This window comes from Corynebacterium maris DSM 45190, assembly GCF_000442645.1.
In the GTDB taxonomy this organism is placed as follows: Bacteria; Actinomycetota; Actinomycetes; order Mycobacteriales; family Mycobacteriaceae; genus Corynebacterium; species Corynebacterium maris.
The window spans coordinates 318,157-334,595 of the sequence record NC_021915.1; the positions used below are offsets into that span (position 1 = coordinate 318,157).

Below are 16,439 nucleotides of genomic sequence, written 5' to 3' on the forward strand. Positions count from 1 at the left end.
GGCGCCCAGGAGGGTTTCCCTCCTGGGCGCCGATCTGTGTGGAGCGGGGGCTTAGCGGGCGCGCCGGGCGAGGTGCTCGGTGTCGACGATGAGCACCGACTTGCCTTCCAGGCGGATCCAGCCGCGGTGGGCGAAGGTGGCCAGGGCCTTGTTCACCGTCTCGCGGGAGGCGCCGACCAGCTGGGCGATCTCCTCCTGGGTGAGGTCGTGGTTGACGCGCAGCGCGCCGCCTTCCTGGGTGCCGAAGCGGTTGGCCAGCTGCAGCAGCGTCTTGGCCACGCGGCCGGGCACGTCCGTGAAGATCAGGTCGGCCAGGTTGGAGTTGGTGCGGCGCAGACGGCGGGCGAGCACCCGCAGCAGCTGCTGGGAGATCGACGGATAATCGTCGACCCATTTCCGCAGCATCTCCGAGGTCATCGTCGCGGCCTGCACGTCGGTCACGCACACCGCGGACGAGGTGCGCGGCCCCGGATCGAAGATGGACAGCTCGCCGAACATGTCGGACGCGCCCATCACGGACAGCAGGTTCTCGCGCCCGTCCGGGGCGTGCCGGGCGAGCTTAATCTTGCCCGCGGTGATGATGTACAGGCGGTCTCCGGGATCGCCTTCTTCGAAGATGGTGGTGCCGCGCGGGTAGCGGACCGACTCCATATCGCTGATCAGGTCTGCGACGGCCTCGGGATCAACTCCCTGAAAGATGCCGGCGCGGGCCAGAATTTCCTGGACGCCCTCCATGTTGTCACTCCTTGGTGTCGAGTCGGATGTAGCCGACTGTGTTGTCTGTCCGCAACGGCACGTTCTCCGTGGTGACGGCCCACGTGCCCACTGTAAACGTTGAATTTGTCACTGTCACTATGCGGTGGGCATAAAGTCACATCTCGACTACCTTAACAAATATGCTACTTAAGGTGGAGATCTACTCTTCGGGAGAACTTGTCTTGGCCAGCTGACGGTTCAAGATCAAGGACTCCAGACCCTCCATCCAGATGAGAAAGAGCGCGAGTATCACAGGCACCAGCACTACCAGCAGTATGAGCATGCCAACAGCTTAGCGGTTCTGGACGGCACCGCTAAGGTGGGATTTATGTCGTCGCCACCCGCAGGTTCCCGCACTCCCGCCCGACGCCGGGCCGTAGGCGCGCACCCGGCCGCCCACGGCGCCGAAACCGACCTGGGGCGCACCCGCAGGGCCCGCCGCATCAACCGCACCCTGGCCGCGGCCTACCCGGACGCGCACGCGGAACTCGACTACACCAACCCCCTGGAACTGCTCGTCGCGACGGTGCTGTCCGCCCAGACCACCGACGTGCGCGTCAACCAGGTCACGCCCGCCCTGTTCAAGCGCTATCCGACGGCCGCCGCCTACGCCGCCGCCGACCGCGCCGACGTGGAGCGGCTCATCCGCCCGACCGGTTTTTACCGGGCCAAGGCGGGCCACCTCATCGGGCTGGGGGAGGCGCTCATGGCCCGCCACGACGGCCAGGTGCCCGAAGCCCTCGAAGACCTCGTGGACTTGCCCGGCGTGGGCCGGAAAACAGCCCATGTGGTCCGCGGCAACGCCTTTGACCATCCCGGCATCACCGTGGACACCCACTTTTCCCGCCTGGTGCGGCGGTGGGGCCTGACCGAGGAAAAAGACCCCGTCAAGATCGAGCGTGCGGTCGGGGACCTCATCGAGAAGTCCGAGTGGACGATGTATTCCCACCGGGTGATCTGGCACGGCCGCCGCATCTGCCACGCCCGCAAGGCCGCGTGCGGGGCCTGCCCGATCGCCTACGACTGCCCCAGCTACGGCGTGGCCGGCCCCGCCGACCCGGAGGACGCGGCCGCGCTGATCACCAGCCCCGACCGCGACCACCTCCTGGCGCTGGCCGGGCTGGACGGCTGAGCGCGAAAACAACGCTAAGGAGCAGCAGTTGAATCGAAGCATCGTGGCGATGACCGTCGCCGCCGTGATCGCGACCGTCGCCGTGATCGCCGGCGCCGTGTACCTCCTGCAGGCCGGGCCGGGGGCGGACGACGCCGCGGCCCCCACCGCAGCGACCACGCCGGCCGAGACCCCGGCAGAGGGCGACGAGGACGACGTCCCCGCCCGCCCCGACTGCCCGGCCGACGGCGCCGGCGGGATCGCGCTGCCGTGCCTCGGCGCGGAGACCGGCGCGCAGCCGCAGGCCGAGGGGATCACCGTGGTCAACCTCTGGGCCTGGTGGTGCGGGCCCTGCCGCGACGAGCTGCCCTACTTCGACGACTTCGCCGCCGAGTACCCCGAGTACACCGTGGTGGGCGTCCACGCCGACGGCAACCCCGGCAACGGCGCCGCCTTCCTCAACGACCTCGGCGTCGAGATGCCCAGCTACCAGGACAGCGACAACACCTTCGCCGGCACGCTCGGCCTGCCCGCGGTGGTGCCCATCACGGTAATATTCGAGGGAACCGAACAACTGGCCATGTACCCCCAGCCTTTCGAATCCACCGCGGAACTGGCCGCCGCGGTGGACGAGGCAGTCGCCGCCGCGGAGGTGTGAGGTGACCTACCCCGATTACCCGGATCAGCCGGGCAGAAACACGGTTCTGCGGCCGGAGACGGCGCCGGAGTGGCTGCGGCCGCTGACCGAAACCCCCGACACCGAAGCCATCCGCCGCACTCTTGGGGTGAAACCGGGCGTGCGGCCGCGGCCGGACAAGCAGGCCGCCGTCCTCATGCTGTTCGCCGGGGCCCGTGACGCGACGGCGCTGCCCGCCGACGCCGGGGTGCTGCTGACCCACCGGGCGCCGACGATGCGCACCCACTCCGGTCAAATGGCCTTCCCCGGCGGGCGCATCGACGCCACCGACGACAACGTCGTGGACACCGCCCTGCGCGAGGCCTGGGAGGAAACCGGCCTGCGGCGTGACTCCGTCACCCCCATCGCGCAGCTGCCGGAGATGCACGTGCGCTCCAACGGCTACCCCGTCCACCCGATCATCGCCTACTGGGACGAACCGGAGGAGCTGTATCCCGCCAGCGAGGAGGAGACCGACGACGTGTTCACCGCCTCCATCGAGGAGCTCGCCGACCCGGCCAGCCGCCTCACCGTCGGGTGGGGCCCTTGGCGGGGACCCGCCTTCCAGGTCCGCGGCTACGTCGTGTGGGGGTTCACCGGCGGGTTGCTGGCCTCCGCGTTGGCCACCGCCGGCTGGGAGGACGAGTGGGATCGGGACACCGTGCACGACCTGTCGACGGTCCTCGCGGCCTCGCGCAACAATGAATCAATGGACTAAACCGGTACGCTGTGCAAAATAACGTCGTCGCCGTCAGCGGCGTCGATCTGACGTAGACACAGAAAAGAGCCGTATCCCCGTGACCGCCAGCCTCATCGTCGACGCCGTCATCGTGCTCGTCGGCGTCCTCGCCCTGACCAGCGGCTGGCGCCAGGGCGCGATCTCGTCCGTCCTCTCCGCGGTCGGCGTCGTCGCGGGCCTGATCATCGGTTTCGTGGCCGCCCCGCCGGTGATGGGGTTGACGGAGTCGGTGCCCCTGCGGCTGCTGTTGGCGTTGGGGGTGGTCGTGCTGCTGGTCAGCCTCGGCAATCTCATCGGCGCCACTTTGGGCGCGAGCGTGCGCGGGCGGATGCGCCAACGCCTCACCCAGCGCCTCGATTCGGTGGTCGGCGCGGCCTTCCAGCTCGTCGCCGTCCTGCTGGTCGTCTGGTTGATCGCGATTCCTCTGGCCGCGGGGCTGGGGCCGGGCGCGGCCGCCGCCATCCGCGGTTCCGCGGTGCTGGGCGGCGTCGGCAAGGTCGTGCCCGACTCCTGGCGGGAGCTGCCCGCCGAGGCCTCGGCCATGCTCAGCCAGTCCGGCCTGCCGCCGATCATCGAGTCACTGGAGCGTGCCCCCGCCGAAGTGGAGGCGCCCAACATTGAGGTCGCCGACCGTGAACTCGTCGAGGAGTTGCGGCCGTCGGTCATCCACATCCTGGGTGACTCGCGCACCTGCAGCCGCCGCCTCATGGGGTCCGGATTCGTCACCGAGGAGGATTACGTGATCACCAACGCGCACGTGGTCGCCGGCACGGAGCGGGTGCGCCTGGACACGGTGCTGGGTATGCAGGAGGCCGACGTGGTCTACTACGACCCGGGCGTGGACATCGCGGTGCTGTACGCCCCGGGCCTGGCCATCACGCCGCTGGACTGGGCCGAGGCCCCCGCGGACACCGGCGCGGACGCCGTGGTCATGGGGTATCCGGAATCCGGCCCCTTCGAAGCCGCACCCGCCCGCATCAGCGACCGGCTGACCATCGCGGGCCCCGACATCTACGCCACCGGGCGCGTGGAGCGGGAGGCCTACACGGTGCGCGGCTCCATCCGGGAGGGCAACTCCGGCGGGCCGCTTCTGAACGATTCGGGCGACGTGTTGGGCGTGGTCTTCGGCGCGGCCGTCGACGACAGCGACACCGGCTACGCGCTCACCGCCGGGGAGGTCGCCGAGCGGGTGGGCGACGTGACGGCCTACACGCAACCCGTCGACACGCAGCAGTGCGTGAGTTAAAAAAGAGGCGTGATCACCGGGGCGGGTGCTTGGCGACGCCTCCGGGCGGCAGGCCCGGTCATTCCCCCGCCCGGAGGAACTCCAGGAGCGTGTCCACGAAACCCTGCGGGTTCTCCACGTGCGGCTCCGTCTTCGTGCCCGGCACCCGCGCCTGCGCCACCCGGCCGGTCACCCGCACGCGGGCGCGGCGCACCACATGCGTCCACAACCCCTGGTCCGGATGCACCAGCAGCGTCGCCGACGGCACCTTCGCCGATATCCACGCCAAGGGTGCGGCGGCCAGCAGTACGCGCGCGTTGTGCACCGCGGAGGCCGCCGCGTTGCTGATCGCCGCCGCCCGCCGCCGCAGCTCCAACTCTTCGGAAAATCGCGGGGACTGCTGGAACTGCGCGGTCGTGTTCAACCGCAGGTGGAATTCGTGCCCCCGGTCGCGCAACCGCCGCGAGCTCGCCCACAGGCGCGACGGCAGGCGGAAGAACGCGGCGCGGGCGAGGATCCACACGAAGTTCCAAGGCCGGGCGGCCGCGGCCCGGCGCAGATCCACCGGGTGCGCCGAGGACACCGATACCAGCGCCGCGACCCGTTCCGGGTGGGTGGTGGCCAGCGACCAGGCCACCGTCCCGCCGGTGTCCGCGCCGACGACCACCGCGTCGTCGTGCCCGAGCGCCGGGATCACGCCCGCGACGTCGCTGGCCAGCATCCGCAGGTTCGAGCTCTGCGGCGCCGGCGGCTTGTCGCTCATCCCGTAGCCGCGCAGGTCCACGGCGGCGACGTGATAACCCGCCTGCGCCAGCGGCGCGATGACGTGGCGGTAGTCGAACCAGCCACCGAAAGCGCCGTGCAGCAGGACGATCAACGGATCCGCCGGGTCGCCGGCGACGGCCGCGTGCAGCCGCAGTCCGCGGGTGTGCACGAACTCATGGGTGAAGGGGCCGTCCAGCTCCACGACGGAGGGCGGCAGCGGCTGCGGGGGCGTGGGGTCGGCCATGCGGCGAAGCTCCTGACGTCGGTTCGGCGAGGGGGCACGAGGCGGCCCCTGCTAAGACGACACCGCCCGGAAGCGGTCCCGGGGAAGGGACCGCCGACGCGGGCGGTGCGTGTGGTCGGGGTCGGCGCTAGGTGTACAGGCCGGCGTCCTGGGCGGCCAGGTTCTTCTGCGCCTGACCGGGCTTGAGGTGTTTGAGTTCCCCGACTGATTCCATCGTGGCCTTCGGCGCCTTGATCTTCTTGAAGCGGTTCCAGCCGACGAGGGCGAACACCGCCGCCAGCACCAGCATGACCAAAAAGACGATCAGGAACGCCGCCCAGCGGTCCAGCCAGATGGCGAGGAGTTCCGCGGCGAAGAAGAAAAAGAAGAAGGAGGAGTAGAGGGCGATGACGCCGGCCACGGCGAAGAGCCCGCCGCCGATCGCGCCCTTCTTGATTTCGCCGGTGATCTCCGTTTTGGCCAGCTCGATCTCCGAGCGGATGAGGGACGACGTCTGGGCCGTGGCGTGGGAGACGAGGTCGCCGATGGAGTTCTCGCTGCCCGTGGAGGAGTCGACGTCGTTGAGCGGGATGGAATTGACTTTCGCGGAAAACGCGGAAGATCCGTCTGTGTACAGTCCGTCGTTGGTGCTCACGTGTTTTACCTGCCTCCGGTCATTGCTGACTTCGTTTTATGTTTCATCTGTTTGTCGACATCCCAAATCCTGGGAACGCTCACCAGCCCATAGTGCCACGATCGGCGATGGGACGGCGGATTTGGTTCAGTTCGCTTATCGCTAGTGTAAAGGATATGTCTGCCACCGACCCGCTGTCCCCGTTGCTCGCCCTCGGTGAGGTGGCCGTGCTCGCCGAGCGCGCCACCGCGGCCATCGCCCGGGTGCACCGTCGTCCCGCGGCCTTGCGGAAACCGGAGCTCATCGTCGGTGAGTCCGTCCTGCGCGGGGCGCGGACCTCGACGCTCATCGACGGCCACCCCGCGCCCGTCGACAAGGAGCCCGCGGGGGCGTTCGGCGCGGCCGTCAGCGTTTATGGGCTGCTGGCGCCGGGGGTGATCCAGGACAACGCTGCGGTGTTCCGCCGGTCGCCGGCGAATGTCGTCGCCCGCATGGACGTCGCGGCGGGCGGGCCCGGCGTGCCGACGTCCGAGGACGGGCCGCAACGGCTGCAGGCGCTGGCGCGGCTGCTGGGCGACGACAGGGTCAACGCCGCGGTCTTGCCGCAGGTGGTGCACGCCGAGATCGTCGCCCGGGAGTTGTTCGGCGAGCGCAGCGGGCTGATCGGGCGGGCGGCGTCGCGGCTGGTGGCGGTGGCCACCGGCGTCGACCCCCGTGGCCTGGCCGTGCCCGAGATCTACCTCAACCGGCACCGGGCCGAGTACCGGGAGGCGCTGGCGGGTTGGAGCCGGGACACGGAAGGGATGCGGGCGGCGTTGGAGTTTTTGCTGCGGGCCTGGATCCAGGGGGCGGCGGAGGCCGACGCCATCGTCCAGGCCGCCTGAGGCGTCAGGCGCTGCGGTCCCCGTCGTTGCCGCGGCTGCGCTGCGCGATCCACAGACCGCCGGCGGTCAGCGCGGCGATGCTGGCGACCACCCCGGCGCCGATGCCCATTTCGCGGGCGTTCGGCATGGTCAACAGGGGGACGGGGTCGCGGAAGGAGCGCAGCTCCCAGCCGTTGTCCAGGGCGTGTTTTTTCATCTGCCGGTCGGGGTTGACGGCCACGGGGTTGCCCACCTGCTCCAGCATCGGGATGTCGGTGGCGGAGTCGGAGTAGGCGAAGCTGGCGGCCAAGTCGTAGCCGTGGGACTCGGCCATGGCCATGATGGCGTCCGCCTTGGCCGGGCCCTTGCAGTAAAAGTCGACCTCGCCGGTGAAACGCCCGTCGACGACCTCGAGCTCGGTGGCCACGACTTGGTCGATGCCCAGCTCCTTCGCGATGGGCTCGACCAGTTGCGAGGCGGAGGCGGAGATGATGATGACGTCGTGGCCGGCGCTTTGGTGGAAGGTGATCAGCTCCCGGGCCTCGGCGTAGATCGCCGGGGTGACCACGGAGTGCATCGCTTCTGAGGCGATGCGGCCGACCTCGTCGACGGACCAGCCGGCCACCAGGTTCGTCAGCTGGTCGCGGGTGGAGTCCATCTTCTCGCTGGACTGGCCGATGACCATGTAGCTGCTTTTGGCCAGCGACAGCTGCAGCGCGTCCAGGTAGCTGATCAGCCCGTTGTGCATGAATTCCCTGCCGAAGGCGAAGGCGGAGGAGGTGGCGATGATCGTTTTGTCCAGATCGAAAAACGCCGCGACCCGTGGCGACGGGGTCGGCGGCGTCCGATCCTCGCCGGGCGGCGTCTCCTGGGGTGCCATGGTTGCCGAGCTTACTACCAGATCGCGCAGAGCGAAAGATGTTTTTCGGGCAAAAGTTATCTCCTTGTGATCCGCGGCACGAAGTTGGGAAACGTTCTTGTCAGGCCCGCGAGCGTATGTCATACTGTTGCCTGCAAGGCCCCGATATACGGTGCGGCCTGCCCCGGCTCGCCCCCCGAGGCCGGGTTACGATGGCCTGCGCATCCCCCCGAAGCGCGGGCCATCACCACTTTCCGCCCTCCCTGTCCGGGGGCGATATTCTATTCACACGCGTCGATGGTGACGCGTCATAAATAGGGCGGGTTATCCACAGTCCCGGTCACCGTGCTGCCGCACCCGCGTCCGCAACCCTCATGCTGGGCGTCATGACCGCCGGACACCACGCTTATATCCTCGTCGCCGTCACCGACCCGGCCCTTCACCCGGAGGCCGCCCACGTCGCCGCCGCCAGCGCCCGCCCCGTCGTCGACCTCACCGAAAACTCCGCCGACGTCGACCCGCGCGACCTGCACCGCCACCTGACGCGTGCCGCCGCCGTGCTCGTCGACGCCGACGCCGCCGCCCACCTGCACGGGCGGCGCAGCCACGACCGCATCTTCTTCGTCGGCCTCGACGACCGCCCCCTCGACTGGGAGGCGGCCTTAGCCTGCCGCGCCGAACAGGCCTTCATCCTGCCCGCCCAATCCGCGGAGCTGCTCACCCTGCTGGGCACGCTCACCGAACCCGAGACCGGGAAGGACTCCGGGCCCGCGGGCGCCGCCCACGTCATCGCGGTGACCGCCTCCGGCGGGGGAGCGGGCGCCTCCACGCTCAGCGCCGCGATCGCCCGCCGCGCCCCCGGCCCCGCCACGGTCATCGACGGCGTCGACAACTCCGGCGGCCTCGACCTGCTCTTCGGCCTGGAGGACGCCCCGGGCGCCCGCTGGCCGGACCTGGGGCTGGCCGGCGGCGACTCGGACGGCCACCTCGCCCCCGAAGACCTGCGCGCGGCACTGCCCGCCGCCGGCGACGGACCAGCGGTGTTGTCCGCGGCGCGGCCCACCATCGCGGACCCCTTCCGGCTCCGGGAAGGGATGCTGGCCACCGTGCTCGCCAGCCTGCGCGGGGCGCCGGGCACGGTGGTGCTGGACGTGCCGGCGCACCTGCTGGACAGCACGGAACTGACCGCCGCGCTCGACCACGTAGCCGTGCTGACCGTCGCCCAGGTCCGCCCAGCCGCCGCGGCCGCCGCCCTGTCCCGTCGGCTGACCGCCGCCGGCGTCGACCACAGCCTGCTCACCCGGCACCGCGACTGGTCCGGCCTCGACGCCGACGACTTGACCGCCGTGCTGCCGCACGCGCCCATCGCCGAGATCACCACGACCGCCCGGCTGGCCCGCGACAGCGAAATCGCCGGCCTGCCCACCGTGCTGCCGCGCACCCTGAGCGCGGCCGCCGACGCGGTGCTCACCGCCGCGGGGGCCGCCTGATGTCCGAGCTCATCGAGAAAATCCAACGCCGCCTCGTCGCCGCCCCCGACGACGAAGCCACCGACCCAGCGCTGCTCGCCCGCCTGGTGCGGGAAGAAGCCGGCGTGATCAGCGACGTCGACGTGCTCGCCGTCCTTCGCCAGCTACGCCACGACACCGCCGGCGCCGGCCGACTCGAACCCCTGCTCACCCTCGACGGGATCACTGACGTGCTGGTCAACGCCCCCGACTCCGTGTGGATCGACCGCGGTCGCGGCCTGGAACGCGCCGAGGTCACCTTCACCTCCGACGACGAGGTCCGCGCCCTGGCCAGCCGGCTGGCCGGCGCATGCGGGGCCCGACTCGATGACGCCCAACCCTTCGTTGACGGCCGCCTGACCCGCGACGACGGCACCGTCGTGCGCCTGCACGCAGCCCTCGCCCCGCCCGCGGTCGGCGGCACCGCCATCTGCCTGCGCGTCCTGCGCTCCAACACCGCCACCTTGGCCGGCCTGGTCCGCGGTGGCACCCTGACCGCCGAACACGCCCACCTGCTGCGCCGGGTCATCGCCGCGCGGCGCTCCTTCCTCGTCGTCGGCGGCACCGGCACCGGAAAAACCACCATGCTGGCCGCCCTGTTGGCCGAAGTCCCCGCAACCGAACGCATTCTCTGCATCGAAGACACCGCCGAACTGGCCCCCGACCACCCGCACCTGTTGACCCTGACCACCCGCGGCGCCAACACCGAGGGCGCGGGGGCCATCACCATGTCCGACCTGCTGCGCCAGGCGCTGCGCATGCGCCCCGACCGCATCGTCGTCGGCGAAATCCGCGGCGCCGAAGTCGTCGAACTGCTCGCCGCCTTAAACACCGGCCACGACGGCGGCGCCGGAACCGTCCACGCCAACCGGCTCGCCGACGTCCCCGCCCGCCTCGAAGCGCTCGCCGCGTTGGGCGGACTGGACCCGGACGCCCTGCACGCCCAACTCGCCGCGGCCGTCGACATGGTGCTCGTCGTCGGCCGCGACCCCACCGGCCGCCGCATCCTACGTCAGATCGGGGTGCTGCGCCGCGGGGACGACGGCCGCGTCGTCGCCGACGCCGTCTGGGACTTCCAGCACGGCCCCACCGACGCCTACGCCGAGCTCCAGGAAGGACTGCCGTGACCACCGCCTCATTACTCCTGCTCGGCGCGGCCGCCGCGCTGCCCGCACCCGCCCCCGGCGGGCGCATCACCCGAACCGCCCGCCCCGCACGTACTTCCGCGCCGGGCCCGCTCATCGCCGTGGTCGTGGGCGTGGCCATGGCGGTGTTCCTACTGGCCGACCGCCTCAGCGTCGCCGCCGCTGCGCTGCTGCTGGCCGCCACCGCCGTCCACCACTGGCAGGCACTGCGCACCCGCCGCCGGATCCGCGCCACCCGCGAGGTGCTGGCCGGCTGGCTCGGCCACTTGGTCGCGGACCTGCAGGCCGGCGCCCGCCCGGCGGACGCCCTGGCACGCGCCACGGCAGAGCTCGACGAGCAGGCGCCCCCAGCGGTCGCGGAGGCGATCGCCGCCGGCACGTCCCAGGCCCGCTGGGGCACCAGCCCCGCGGCCACCTTCCTCGCCGCCGCCGATCATGCGCCCGACCTCGCCTCCGTCGGACACCTCTGGGAGCTGGCCGAGCGCCACGGCGTGAAACTCGCCGGACTGCTCAGCCAGATCCGCGACCGACTGAGCGCGCGCAACAGCCACGACGACGCCACCGCCGCCTCCCTGAACGGCCCCCAGGCCAGCGCCCTGATCCTCATGGCCCTGCCCCTGGCGGGGCTGGCGATGGGCACCGCCATGGGCGCCGCGCCCCTGGGACTGCTGCTGGGCGGCGGCCTCGGCGGGGTGCTCCTGGTGGCCGGCGTCGGGCTGGTCTGCGCCGGTTTTCTCTGGTCCCAACACATCATCTCCGGAGCCCGCTCATGACCGCGCTGCCCCTGCTGCTGCTCGCCGCCGCGCTCATCGTGCCCGCCGCCAGGCCCCGCCGACGCCTGGGGCCGCCGGATGGGCGAACAAATCCCAAAAACCCGCGCGACGGGCCGGCCGACCAGCCGGACCGCTTCCACCTGGCCGGCGACATCGACTTATTCGCCGCCTTGATCGACGCGGGTTTATCCACCGCCGCCTCCGCCCGCGCGGTGGCCGCCGCAGCCACCGGCGCCACCGCCGGACACTGGCACACCGTGGCCGCCCTGCTCGCGGTGGGGGTCACACCCCAACGCGCGTGGGCCGACGTCGCCCACGTCGACGGCCTCGGCGAACTCGCCCGGCTGGCCCGGCTCTCCGACCGCTCGGGGGCCGCGCTGGCGCAGGCGTGCCGACGCATCGCCGACGGTCTGCGCGAAGGCGCCGGCACCTCCGCCACGGCCACCGCCGAACGCGCCGGCGTGCTCATCGCCCTACCCCTGTCCGTCTGCTTCCTCCCGGCCTTTTTGCTCCTCGGGCTCGCGCCCGTGGTCATCGGCCTGGGCAGCGAACTCCTACCGTTCTAACACCATTTCTCATCCTCAGCACACGTCTTGAAAGGACCTGCACCATGATCGCTCTGTACACTCGAATCCATTCCCTGACCAGCAACGACCGCGGCATGTCGACAATTGAATACGCCATGGGCTCGTTGGGGGCCGCCGCCCTGGCCGCGGTGCTCTACGCCGTGATCAACAGCGGCGGCGTCATCGACGCCATCGAAGGCATCATCACCGACGCCCTGTCCAACTCCCCGGCCTGATGACCCGCCTGGATGACCGCGGCTCCGTGACCGTCGAGGCCGCGCTCGCGTTGAGCAGCCTCATCATCGTCGCCGCCGCGATCATCGGGGCGATCGCCACCATGTCCGCCAAACTCGCCGCCGTCGACGCGGCCGCCGCCGCGGCCCGGGCCCACGCCATCGGCGTGGCCTATGAACCGCCGGCGGGCACCGTCGCGGTGCGCGAGTCCGGCGGCCTGGTCACCGTCACCGCAGAAGTCCCGGCCGTCTTCGGCGCCATGACCGCCCAGGCGATCGTCCCCGTCGAAACCGCCCCGTGAGCATGCTTAGAAACGACCGCGGCAACGCCACCGTCACCAGCGCCGGCATCATCGCCGCCCTGGTGGGGTTGCTGTTCGCCGTGCTCACCGCCTTCCAAACGGTGCTGGACGACCACCAATCCCGCCTCGCCGCGGACCTGGCCGCCGTCGCCGGCGCCTGGGCGCACGCCTACGGCGAAGACGGCTGTGGCGTCGCCCGCGACGTCGCCCGCCTCAACAGCGGGGAAGCCACCGCCTGCCGCACCGAGAACACCGGCGACGTCACCGTCACCGTGGCCGTCGGTGACAGGGAAACCACCGCACGCGCCGGCCCGCTCTAAGTGCGCGGGCCGGGCGCCTGCGTCATCGTCGTCAGCGCCCCCAATACCTTCACAGCACCGTCTTTGCTCAACGGATTATTGCCGTTGCCGCACTTCGGCGACTGCACGCATGACGGACACCCCGACTCGCACGGACACGAACGCACCGCCTCGAAAGTCGCCTCCACCCACTCCGGGAAACGCGCGAACCCCTCGTCCGCGAAACCCGCCCCACCCGGGTGCCCGTCATAGACGAACACCGTCGGCAAGCCCGTGTCCTGGTGCAACGCCGTCGACACCCCGCCTATGTCCCACCGGTCGCACGTGGCCAACAACGGCAACAACCCGATCGCCGCATGTTCCGCCGCATGCAGCGCGCCGGGGACGTCCGCCGCGTCGACGCCCATCGCGGCCAACGCCAACGGATCGAGCGTGTAGGCCACCGCCCGGGTCACCAGGCGCTGCTGCGGCATGTCCAGGGCGACGACATCGCCCACGCTGCCGTCGGCGAGCCGCACCACATAACCCACGACCTGATCGGTGACCTCGACTTCCACGTTGGCCACCCACAGGCCGGGGGAGTAGTTGACCAGCTCGTCCTCGCCGGGCCGGCCCAGCATCCGGATGTCGGTCACCGAACGCGCCGTGGTGGTGAACTCCGGGACCTCCGGCCGCACCAGGGCCACATAATCCTCCAGGTCCAGCTCGTCGACGACGTAGCTGGCCCCCTGGTGCAGATACACCGCGCCGGGGTGGACCTGCGCGGGGGCGCGGCCGGCGTCGACCGTGCCCAGCAGCCGGCCGTCGGAGACGTCCACGATCATGACCTCCTCGCCGCTGCCGCCGCGCAGCGAGACCGCGGCGTGCGCCGACTCCGGGGTCGGCAGCTCGTCGACGCCCGCCGGCCGGGGGACGGCGAACCACCCGGTGGGGCGCTTGCGCAGCAGGCCGGCGTCGGCGAGCTCCGCGACGACCTCGCCTGCGCCGACGGCCTCGACCTCCGCCTCGGAGAGCGGGTGTTCCACCGCCGCGCAGTAGACGTGCCCGCGCAGCACGTACGGGTTCGTGGGGTCGAAGACGCTGCGCTCCACGGGTCTGCCCAGCAGGGCCTCCGGGTGGTTGACCAGGTAGGTGTCCATCGGCTCGTCGCGGGCCACCAGCACCACCAGCGAGCCCTGCCCGCGGCGGCCGGCGCGTCCGGCCTGCTGCCAGAAGCTGGCCACGGTGCCCGGGAAACCGGCGGTGACCACGGCGTCGAGGCCGCCGACGTCCACGCCGAGTTCTAAGGCGTTGGTGGTGGCGACGCCGAGCAGGGAGCCGTCGTCGAGCATGCGCTCCAACTTTCGCCGGTCCTCGGCGAGATAACCGGCCCGGTAGGAGGCGATGCGCGCGGCGAAGTCGCGTCGGCCCATGCCGATCAGATCTTCTTGGGTGCGCATCGCGACGGTCTCCGCGGATTGCCGCGAACGCACGAATGTGAGGGTGCGCGCGCCCTCGACGACCAGCGTGGCCATCAGGCCGGCGGCCTCCGTGGTGGCGGCCCGGCGCACGGGCGCGCCGTTCTCGCCTTCGACGCCGTCGAGGAAGCCCGGTTCCCACAACGCGACGGTGCGTGCGCCGGTGGGGGCGCCGTCGTCGGTGACGGCGACGACGTCGCGGCCGGTCAGCCGGGAGGCGTGTTCCGCCGGATCCGCCGAGGTCGCCGACGCCAAGATGATCGTGGGGTGCGCGCCGTAGCGGGCCGCCAGGCGCAGCAGGCGGCGCAGGGTCAAAGCGACGTTCGCGCCGAACACGCCGCGGTAGGTGTGGCACTCGTCCACGACGATGAACTGCAGGCGGCGCAGCAGCCGCGCCCACCGCTGATGGTTGCCGAGCACGGACACGTGCAGCATGTCCGGGTTGGTGAACACCAGGCGCGAGGACTCCCGGATGCCGGCGCGCGCTTCCGTGGGGGTGTCGCCGTCGTAGGGGGCCGGGTGAATTCCGCCCAGGCCCGGCACGGCGGCGGTCAGCTCGCTCGCGGCGAGCAGCTGGTCGGAACCCAGGGCCTTGGTCGGCGTCAGGTAGAGCGCGCAGGCTTTCGGGTCGGCCGCCAGGCGGGAGAGGATCGGCAGCTGGTAGCCCAGCGACTTGCCGGAGGAGGTGCCAGTGGCCACGACCACGTCGCGGCCCGCCCAGGCGTGCTCCGCGCACTCGACCTGGTGGAGGTAGGGGCGCTCGACACCGCGTTCTCGCAGGTGATCGCGCAGGCCGGGCAGGATCCACTCCGGCCAGTCGGCGTGGCGGGCCGGCTGCGGGGCCAGCGTGGCGGTGTGGGTGCGGCGGGACTCGGGAAAGCGCCGGTCCGCGGCGGTCAAAAGCTCCTCGCCCAGGGGATTGCGCTGGTCGGCACCGTCGATCGCGTCACTAAATGACATGTTTTCACCCCCAGGGGGACGCCGTGAGCTGGGAAAATGATTGCGTATGAGAAAATAGTAGCCGCACGCACCCAAGCGTGGCACACTGGGTGTTGGTCGCGATTCTGTGCGCAGTTCAATAAAAGGTGCTCGCAAAAGAAGTACACGCGAGCACCAGGTTTCCGCCTTAGCGGAGGTCTGGTGGTTCGGTACGACCCGGGGATCGATTCATCTGTCGATAACCGCCAAACCTAGTTTATCCCGAGAAGGTATATCATCATGGCAACTGGAACTGTTAAGTGGTTCAACGCTGAAAAGGGCTTCGGCTTCATCGCTCCGGACGACGGCTCCTCCGACGTCTTCGTCCACTACTCCGAGATCCAGGGCGCGGGCTTCCGCACCCTCGAGGAGAACCAGCAGGTTGAGTTCGAGGTCGGCGAAGGCGCCAAGGGCCCGCAGGCTCAGCAGGTTCACCCGCTCTAAGCGAGCGTCGACGGTTCTGACGTAGAACCAGTCTGATCGCTGAAACCGCCCCGGCACATGCCGGGGCGGTTTTGTCGTTGGCGGGTTGATCGTCGGGGTATCACGCCTCCGCGAAGCCGCGGCGCTCGTCACGCCACTCGAAGAAACGGTTCTGCGCCTTCTGGATGAGAAAGCCCACGAACAGGCCCAACGCCATGCCGACGACCAGGCCCAGCAGCGGGACGTTTTGCAGCACCATGCCGCCGACGTAGGCGACCATGGTGTTGATCAGCGCCCAGACCACGACGCCGATGGTGTCGAAGAAGAAGAACGCGGGCCAGGGGTAGCGCACCGAGCCGAGCACGATCGTGGCGATCCACCGGCCCCAGGGCACGAAGCGGGCCGCGATGATCGTGGAACCGGCGCGTTTGCGCATGTTGCGCCGCACCCAGGTCAGCGCGTTCCCCGCCTTGGAGCCCGCGGGGACGCGCTCGACGTACCTCATCATTTTGGTGCCGAAGAAATAACAGACGTTGTCGCCGATGACCGCGCCGGCGATCGCCCAGAGGATGACCTGGCCGATGTCGGGTTCGCCGCGGGCGCCGGCCCAGGCGCCGGCGAGATTCAGGACCGTTTCGCTGGGGAAGGCGGGCACGAGGGCGTCGAAAGCGACGGTCAGGCCCACCAGCGGATAGAAGAAGGGCATCGTCATGACGGCTTCAATCCACATCGTCAGCTGCTCGGTCACGGCGGCCCTCTCATCCCGGTGAAATAGTTTCACCAAGTCTAATCCTGAAATAGGGTTGTGCAGGAGTGCGCGGCGCCGGGCCTCGCCGCCGAATGGGGGCGACGGGTGGGGAGGATCGGCAGGGCGCCCATCAAATACTGTGTAACGTGACTGGCG

Annotated in this window: 19 protein-coding genes; 13 read left to right on the top strand and 6 right to left on the bottom strand. The window is 70.4% G+C overall.

The features are described 5' to 3' along the window. Positions 1–51: 51 nt before the first annotated feature. Positions 52–735: a CRP-like cAMP-activated global transcriptional regulator GlxR gene (glxR, locus tag B841_RS01555; RefSeq protein ID WP_020933723.1), complete on the bottom strand. Its 684-nt coding sequence runs from the start codon at positions 733–735 to the stop codon at positions 52–54. A 349-nt stretch (positions 736–1,084) separates the two neighbouring features. Here glxR and nth point away from each other — a divergent pair, with 349 nt between their 5' ends. The 4 genes from nth (at position 1,085) to B841_RS01575 (ending at position 4,528) form a co-directional block, all read left to right on the top strand. Next, a complete protein-coding gene (gene nth / locus B841_RS01560; RefSeq protein ID WP_020933724.1) occupies positions 1,085–1,888 on the top strand; it encodes an endonuclease III in 804 nt (267 codons plus the stop codon). Between the two features lie 28 nt (positions 1,889–1,916). Next, a complete protein-coding gene (locus B841_RS01565; protein WP_245561053.1) occupies positions 1,917–2,525 on the top strand; it encodes a TlpA family protein disulfide reductase in 609 nt (202 codons plus the stop codon). 1 nt (position 2,526) lies between these two features. Further along, entirely contained in the window at positions 2,527–3,261 is a 735-nt protein-coding gene (locus B841_RS01570; RefSeq protein WP_020933726.1) for an NUDIX hydrolase, read from the top strand. Between the two features lie 79 nt (positions 3,262–3,340). Then, a complete protein-coding gene (locus tag B841_RS01575) occupies positions 3,341–4,528 on the top strand; it encodes a MarP family serine protease (protein ID WP_020933727.1) in 1,188 nt (395 codons plus the stop codon). A gap of 58 nt (positions 4,529–4,586) precedes the next feature. On the opposite strand, the gene B841_RS01580 is transcribed toward B841_RS01575, so the two are convergent. Together B841_RS01580 and B841_RS01585 are read right to left on the bottom strand one after the other, a co-directional pair. After that, positions 4,587–5,516 (bottom strand): alpha/beta fold hydrolase, encoded by a 930-nt coding sequence (locus B841_RS01580; RefSeq protein WP_020933728.1) that lies wholly within the window; start codon positions 5,514–5,516, stop codon positions 4,587–4,589. Positions 5,517–5,643: 127 nt separating this feature from the next. Further along, a complete protein-coding gene (locus tag B841_RS01585; protein ID WP_020933729.1) occupies positions 5,644–6,150 on the bottom strand; it encodes a phage holin family protein in 507 nt (168 codons plus the stop codon). 155 nt (positions 6,151–6,305) lie between these two features. On the opposite strand from B841_RS01585, the gene B841_RS01590 reads away from it, so the two are divergent. Further along, complete coding sequence (locus B841_RS01590) at positions 6,306–7,013, top strand: Fic family protein (protein WP_020933730.1); 708 nt, start codon at positions 6,306–6,308, stop codon at positions 7,011–7,013. Between the two features lie 4 nt (positions 7,014–7,017). Here B841_RS01590 and B841_RS01595 read toward each other — a convergent pair whose 3' ends face one another. Continuing rightward, a complete protein-coding gene (locus tag B841_RS01595; protein WP_020933731.1) occupies positions 7,018–7,872 on the bottom strand; it encodes an HAD family hydrolase in 855 nt (284 codons plus the stop codon). A 365-nt stretch (positions 7,873–8,237) separates the two neighbouring features. Between B841_RS01595 and ssd the strand changes: the two genes are divergently transcribed. The 7 genes from ssd to B841_RS01630 are packed head-to-tail and all read left to right on the top strand — an operon-like array spanning position 8,238 to position 12,698. Continuing rightward, positions 8,238–9,341, top strand: coding sequence for a septum site-determining protein Ssd (ssd, locus tag B841_RS01600; RefSeq protein ID WP_041631985.1), 1,104 nt, complete (start codon positions 8,238–8,240; stop codon positions 9,339–9,341). After that, on the top strand, positions 9,341–10,486 hold the full coding sequence (locus B841_RS01605) for a TadA family conjugal transfer-associated ATPase (RefSeq protein ID WP_020933733.1): 1,146 nt from the start codon (positions 9,341–9,343) through the stop codon (positions 10,484–10,486). The genes ssd and B841_RS01605 overlap by 1 nt, the downstream gene beginning before the upstream one ends. Next, a complete protein-coding gene (locus B841_RS01610; RefSeq protein WP_020933734.1) occupies positions 10,483–11,277 on the top strand; it encodes a type II secretion system F family protein in 795 nt (264 codons plus the stop codon). The genes B841_RS01605 and B841_RS01610 overlap by 4 nt, the downstream gene beginning before the upstream one ends. Continuing rightward, positions 11,274–11,843 carry a type II secretion system F family protein gene (locus B841_RS01615; RefSeq protein ID WP_020933735.1) on the top strand — a complete coding sequence of 190 codons (570 nt, stop codon included), beginning with the start codon at positions 11,274–11,276 and terminating at the stop codon, positions 11,841–11,843. The genes B841_RS01610 and B841_RS01615 overlap by 4 nt, the downstream gene beginning before the upstream one ends. Before the next feature lie 44 nt (positions 11,844–11,887). Beyond that, positions 11,888–12,079, top strand: coding sequence for a DUF4244 domain-containing protein (locus B841_RS01620; RefSeq protein ID WP_020933736.1), 192 nt, complete (start codon positions 11,888–11,890; stop codon positions 12,077–12,079). Beyond that, a complete protein-coding gene (locus tag B841_RS01625) occupies positions 12,079–12,378 on the top strand; it encodes a hypothetical protein (RefSeq protein ID WP_020933737.1) in 300 nt (99 codons plus the stop codon). The genes B841_RS01620 and B841_RS01625 overlap by 1 nt, the downstream gene beginning before the upstream one ends. A 2-nt stretch (positions 12,379–12,380) precedes the next feature. Then, positions 12,381–12,698, top strand: a complete 318-nt coding sequence (locus B841_RS01630; protein WP_052337712.1) for an Rv3654c family TadE-like protein — start codon at positions 12,381–12,383, stop codon at positions 12,696–12,698. Here the strand turns inward: B841_RS01630 and B841_RS01635 are convergent. After that, positions 12,695–15,094: a DEAD/DEAH box helicase gene (locus B841_RS01635; protein WP_020933739.1), complete on the bottom strand. Its 2,400-nt coding sequence runs from the start codon at positions 15,092–15,094 to the stop codon at positions 12,695–12,697. The two genes, B841_RS01630 and B841_RS01635, sit on opposite strands and share 4 nt — an antisense overlap. A 258-nt stretch (positions 15,095–15,352) precedes the next feature. Between B841_RS01635 and B841_RS01640 the strand changes: the two genes are divergently transcribed. Then, on the top strand, positions 15,353–15,556 hold the full coding sequence (locus B841_RS01640) for a cold-shock protein (RefSeq protein ID WP_020933740.1): 204 nt from the start codon (positions 15,353–15,355) through the stop codon (positions 15,554–15,556). A gap of 100 nt (positions 15,557–15,656) precedes the next feature. Here B841_RS01640 and B841_RS01645 read toward each other — a convergent pair whose 3' ends face one another. Beyond that, positions 15,657–16,283: a DedA family protein gene (locus tag B841_RS01645; RefSeq protein ID WP_020933741.1), complete on the bottom strand. Its 627-nt coding sequence runs from the start codon at positions 16,281–16,283 to the stop codon at positions 15,657–15,659. Positions 16,284–16,439 lie beyond the last annotated feature (156 nt).